The sequence below is a fragment of the Caldanaerovirga acetigignens genome (genome assembly GCF_900142995.1).
GTDB lineage: Bacteria > Bacillota > Thermosediminibacteria > Thermosediminibacterales > Thermosediminibacteraceae > Fervidicola > Fervidicola acetigignens.
In genome coordinates, this window is record NZ_FRCR01000028.1 from 1 (window position 1) to 5,727 (window position 5,727).

5 protein-coding genes are annotated in these 5,727 nt (G+C 39.2%); 2 read left to right on the forward strand and 3 right to left on the reverse strand.

What is annotated here, in order from left to right; all coding sequences use genetic code 11:
• Positions 1–530, reverse strand: a 530-nt coding sequence (locus BUB66_RS11700) for an AAA family ATPase (RefSeq protein WP_159431539.1), incomplete at its 3' end; no start/stop codon positions are given.
• Positions 531–690: 160 nt separating this feature from the next.
• Here BUB66_RS11700 and BUB66_RS11705 point away from each other — a divergent pair.
• Positions 691–1,974: an SEC-C domain-containing protein gene (locus BUB66_RS11705; RefSeq protein ID WP_073258714.1), complete on the forward strand. Its 1,284-nt coding sequence runs from the start codon at positions 691–693 to the stop codon at positions 1,972–1,974.
• Between the two features lie 44 nt (positions 1,975–2,018).
• Here the strand turns inward: BUB66_RS11705 and BUB66_RS12460 are convergent, their stop codons facing one another.
• Complete coding sequence (locus BUB66_RS12460; RefSeq protein ID WP_084099046.1) at positions 2,019–3,668, reverse strand: AAA family ATPase; 1,650 nt, start codon at positions 3,666–3,668, stop codon at positions 2,019–2,021.
• A gap of 63 nt (positions 3,669–3,731) precedes the next feature.
• Positions 3,732–5,108, reverse strand: a complete 1,377-nt coding sequence (locus tag BUB66_RS11715) for an ATP-binding protein (RefSeq protein ID WP_073258718.1) — start codon at positions 5,106–5,108, stop codon at positions 3,732–3,734.
• Positions 5,109–5,293: 185 nt separating this feature from the next.
• Here BUB66_RS11715 and BUB66_RS11720 point away from each other — a divergent pair.
• Positions 5,294–5,727, forward strand: a 434-nt coding sequence (locus tag BUB66_RS11720) for an AAA family ATPase (RefSeq protein ID WP_159431540.1), incomplete at its 3' end; no start/stop codon positions are given.

The following is a 5,727-nucleotide window of genomic DNA, read 5'->3' on the forward strand; positions in this document are numbered from 1 at the left end:
TCGTATTCGTCTATGAGAAGAACCGCTTTTTTGCCATAGTGGGCTTCGAGAAAGTATGTGAGGTTATAGAGGCTTTCCCTGTAATCTACCGGTTCGCCCCACCTTTCCAAAATTTTTACTATGTATTTTTTATGGTGTTCCCTAAGTTTTTCCGATTCCAAAAGATATGAGTGCTTGTCGTATTCTTTTGATATAATGCTTTTTAATACATCGTAGGTTTCTTCCCACGAACTTGTCTTTGCATCCTTAAACGTAATATGTATGACTGGGTATTTGTTCATGTATTCCAATGCAAGGGGGTCCTTTTCAATTTTAAGTCCTTTGAATAGGTATGAGTAATCTCTTTCATTTGAGAAGAAATATTTAATCATGGAGAAGTTAAGGCTTTTTCCGAACCTTCTTGGCCGGGTTATGAGAATGACATTTGCGCCGTCACGCAAAAGGTCCCCTATGAGCCCTGTTTTATCGATGTAGTAGTAATTTCCCTCGATGATGTCCTTGAAGTCCTCTATTCCCGATGGCAAAAGCAAGGTATCACCTCTGAAAATCAGGATAGGGTTAGAAATATTATATCACAACTCCCCGGTGCAGGCATATTGTTCCTTCATTTTCGGAAGATTTTGTGATAAAATATATACGGATAATTTTCAAATCAAATTAACGACGAAAAGGAAAAGAGGTTAAGTGTATATGGCACAGATTTTTGAACTGGACAGAAACGACAAATGTCCCTGCGGCAGCGGCAAAAAATACAAAAAGTGCTGTATGGACAGGGTAGAGGAACAGAAGCGGAGGATACTGAAGGCAATAGGAGAAGGACTTTCAGCTCACGGGATGGCGGCGGTACATCTGCTTTCTGTTATGCTTGGTTTGGATGTGGGAGGTCAAATGTCCAAAACCGAGTATATGGCAAAGCTGATGAGACGAGTATGGGAGGAAACGGAAGGCGAGAAATCCGATGGTTTTTCCGATGATTATATGGAGGACTTTCAGGAACTTCTCCTTAAAAAGCCGGGGTTAAAGATGGTGCGCGTTCCAGGGGAGTGGCTGCTGGATGAAAAATTGAAGAATAAAGAATCAATGGATTCCCTGTGGAAAAAGATCTGCAGCAGGGATTTTTTAAAGCCTCTGCTTTTACAAATTGCAAAATCTATAAAAAGCGAAGTATATTCGGAAGAAGAATTAAAAACTCTCCTCTGGGCGGTTAGCAGTGCCGCGGATGAGAAGTTTGCCGATATCTTTATTGAGCCTGTATTCAATGCCTCGATTGAAGAAATTATGGAGGCGCGGAAAAAAGTAAATAAGTGGTATGAAGAATACAAGTTCGATTTGAAATTTGATTTTGGTGAACTCGTAAATAAGATTAAAGGGTTGGTCCAGGAATGTCCTAATTTTGGTAATTATATGGGAGAATTGTTTTCTTCAAAATTTAAGGATGAAGCTGAAAATCTTGTTAAAGAAGCTGAAAAGATTGACATACCTCTTTTCGCGATCTATGATGGACTTTTAGACTTTTACATAAAACATGCTGAATCCCCGGGGGAAAAAGTTAACCTGGAAAATATACTGTGGGAAGGCAACCGGCGTGAATATTTTCTTGAAGGAATCCAGAGATGGCTGTCAAAAGAAATGGTAAATGCATTAGAAAACGGAGTTTTTACGGATGATGAAGAAGTGAAAAAGCAACAGGAAGAAAGATACAGGAAAATGAACGAACTTGCCGGCGTACTTCTATACCCTTATACTCCATTTCAGTTTGGTTTGCTGGGGAAAATATATGCCAGCCTTTTATTAAATTTCTCTAAGAACATACCGCGCAAGGTGGACGAAAGCGATCTTATCTTAAATAACATTTCAGAGCTTTTTGAAGAGGAATTTGTAGAAAAATATGCGAAATATCTGGAAGATAAGGGGCTAAAAAAAGCTGCTGGTTATGTCATCGGCTGTTTTTACAAGGTGCAGCAGATATTATAGGAAAAGGGCTAAAACGCGAAAGCCCGCTTTTCGGCGGGCTTTTTTCATGCTATCCTGCACGAGCAGCTTTTTCCTTTGAAGGCTATTCCTGCCTTCACGATGTTTTCTATTCCCCTGTCCCTCAAATCCGCCTCGTATTTTTTGCTTTCTATCTGCTCTAAGGCCTTTTGCGCGTCTTTTGCAGGGTCGCCTTCCGATACCTTAAATTCCATTATTATCGCCCTCGGAACTTTTCTATCGATTATTACCACATCATACCTGCCAAAACCGCTTTCTCTTTCGGACTTTACTTCGTAGCGCTCGCCTAGCACGCTGAGCATCCCAAGGACAAAGGCCTGATACACTTTTTCAGCTTCATCTGCGAAAGTGTGATAGCTCGAAACCTTGAGGAGAATTTCGTTGAATTCCCTTTCGAAGGCTTCGCTATTTTTTTCGAAAAGATATTCAAAGAGCCTTTCCGTTCCGTTCGGCTCAAGTTCCATGCCCTTTAACCATGTTTCGAATATGTCGATGTAGAGTTCTCTCAGCTCCTTATTGGGTATGGCAAGGGTGCAGTGAGCCTTCAATCCCCGTATTTGTTTTTCTTTTGCCGTGAGGTATCCCGAAAAGAGAAATAAGCCCCATACGGCTTCTTTATCATAAGTTATATCTCTAAGTGCGGTGGAGATTTTTATGTCCTTTTTTATGTCCTCTCCGGCAATGAGCCTTGAAATCTGTTCCTTTACACCGGTGCCGCTTTCTGTTATCAGGTTTCTTATCAGGTCGTTGCTTGATGTATTTACCCAGAAAGCTTGAGGTTGCTTCATCGAGATATAATTTATGACGCTCCAGGGGTTGTATATGCTCTTTGCGCCTCCAAAAAAGTAGCCGTCATACCATTCCTTTATTTCTTCGTATCTATCCTCCATATTAAAGTCGGAGAGCATCTTCTTTACTTCTTCCTCGGTGAAGCCGAAGTAATTGGAGTAAAAGTCGTCTAGGATGGTGTAAACCACCAGGTTGTTGAGACCCGAAAATATATCTTCTTTTGCAACTCTGTATACTCCGGTCAGAAGTCCTTTGAAGAGGGAGGGATTTCCTTTGAGGGCTGCGGTGAGCATGCCTCTCATGAAGTCCACGACCTGTTCGTAGTATCCGTTTACATATCCGCTCTCTATAGGCACATCGTATTCGTCTATGAGAAGGATTACTTTTTTTCCAAAGTGGGCTTCGAGATATTCCGTTAATCGCGAAAGGGCATACCTTATCTCGCTCTCTTTCAATTCTTTTCTTAAGACTGCCTGTATGTATTCCTTGTCAAAGTCAAATATCTTTTCGCTTTTTAGGAGATAGATGTGTTCTTTGTATGCATTTCTTAATACTTCGGAGATGATTGACAGGTTGTCCTCCCAGGTATTTACCTTTGCATCTTTGAATGTTATATGTATAACCGGGTATTTATTCATGTATTCCAAAGCGAGGGGGTCCTTTTCTATTTTAAGTCCTCTGAAAAGGTATGAGTAATCTCTTTCATTTGAGAAGAAGTATTTGATCATGGAAAAGTTGAGACTTTTTCCGAACCTTCTGGGGCGGGTGATTAGTATGACATTTGCGCCGTCGCGCAAAAGATCCCCTATAAGCCCTGTTTTATCGATATAGTAGTAGTTTCCTTCAATGATATCCTTAAAATCATCTATTCCTGATGGTAAAAGCAAAATATCACCCCTGTAAATTAGGATAAGATTAAGAATATTATATCAGAAGTTTACCGGGAAAATTCAACTTATATCTTCTACAGTGAATAAAAATACCTCTCTTTTTTCTCTTGCATAGTCTATCAATTCTTTTGTGAATCCGTTTTTCGAAAAAAAGACGTAGTAGGGTTTGTAGTTTGTATTGATATTTGCCTTTTTTGCCTTTTCTTTTAGTTCGAAAAGCAACTCTAGGCCAATAGGGTTATTGGAAAATTTGCATTCGCCGAAAAGGCAGATTTCTTCTTCGTGGTTTAGGCCAACTATATCGATTTCGTCCGAGCTGTCCCACCATTTCCCTATAAGGGGAAATGTTACAGGGAATTTATAAGACACAAATTGGCGGCAGACCTGTTCGAATGTATAGGAAACGTGGCTCTCAATGAGCCTATTTTTTATTATGTTTAGCACGTAATCTACTTTGTCTAGTTCTAGATATGACTTATAAGGGAAGACGAATTTAAACCAGAAGTCTAGAAAATTGTCTTTGATAAAATAAAGGCCCTTTTTGCTTTTTTCGGGATTTTCTTCGGTCACAGGAACTGCCCTTTCCACTATATCCATTTTTTGCAATGTATCTAAATATTTTATTGCTGAAGATACGGGCATGGAAAGTGTCGAGGCTATTTTGCCCAATTTGTGGTTGCCCATTGCTATTGCCTTTAATATTGAAAAATATGTTATATTCTTTTCAACTTCTTTTTCCAGCAGGAATTCTGCCTCTTCGTAGAGGAAACTGCCTTTTTTCAGGATATTTTCAGCTATTGCCTTATATATGTCGGGAGTTTTGTAGTCGAACATTTCTATATACTTGGGCACGCCGCCGGTGATGCTGTAGCGTATTATGTTTTTTTCTGTGTTCTCGTCGTTATACATCAATTTGGCCTCAAAAAAATTAAGAGGACCTAATCTGATTTGCGCTGTTCTCCTGCCGAAAAGGGGGCTGTTATAGGAAAGGGCAAGATTCTCCATCATGTTTACGTAAGATCCGCACAGTATGAGCATAATGTTTTTATTGCACAAAAGTTCGTCCCATATTTTCTGAAAGATACTGGGGACAGCTTTGTTTGTCATGGTGAGGTATTGGAATTCATCTATCGCGATTATAAATTTTTCCTTCGTTTCAGGGATTAATTGGAAAATTTTTTCCCAGTTTTTCAGATAAACGTCCTTAAATAACTCCAGGTTAAAATGAGACGTGATTTTGTCTTGAAAGTTTTTCATATTCTCATCTTCTATTTCCTCTGTCGCCAGAAAATACAAAGCGGGTTTGTCTTTTGTGAATTCCTTGATAAGAGAAGTCTTTCCAATTCTCCTTCGCCCGTAGATAATTACGAAAGAAGCCCCCTGCCTCTGGTATTCTTTTTCTAAAATTTCCAGCTCCTGTTTCCTGCCGACAAACATTTTGTTCACCTCAAGGAATGATGTTGCTGTTAATTATTATACCCAAAATTATAATAATGTAAAGTATAATAATTTATTCTATCATTATCTCTTGCGGCAATGTTATTTGTTACTACTGTTTGTTACTAGCGCTAGGTTTAATTATGATATAATAAACAAAAAAGGGCACTTTAAAGTGGGCATTTTTGGGCAAAAAGGAATATTTCAAAGGACTGTATTTGGAGAATAACTGGGACTGGGATAAAAAATATCCTGTGATCAGTATTAGCTTCGGCAGTGGAGCTGTTAGAAACCTTGATGAGTTAAAGGCTATTGAAAAAGAGTTACTGGAAAGAAATAGCAGAGAATACGGCGTTCAGTTAGAATTTGAGACGATTACGGGAAGATTCTTTGAGCTGATACAAAAGATATACGAAAAGTATAATGCCCCGGTGGTTGTCCTTGTTGACGAGTACGACAAGCCCCTTTTGGATCGGATAATTGAAAAAGACCTAGCGATGGAGATAAGAGAGGAACTTAAAAATTTTTATTCAGTCATAAAAGAAGCGGACCAGTACTTAAAATTTGTGTTTATCACGGGTGTCAGCAAGTTTTCAAAGGTCTCTCTTTTCAGCGGTTT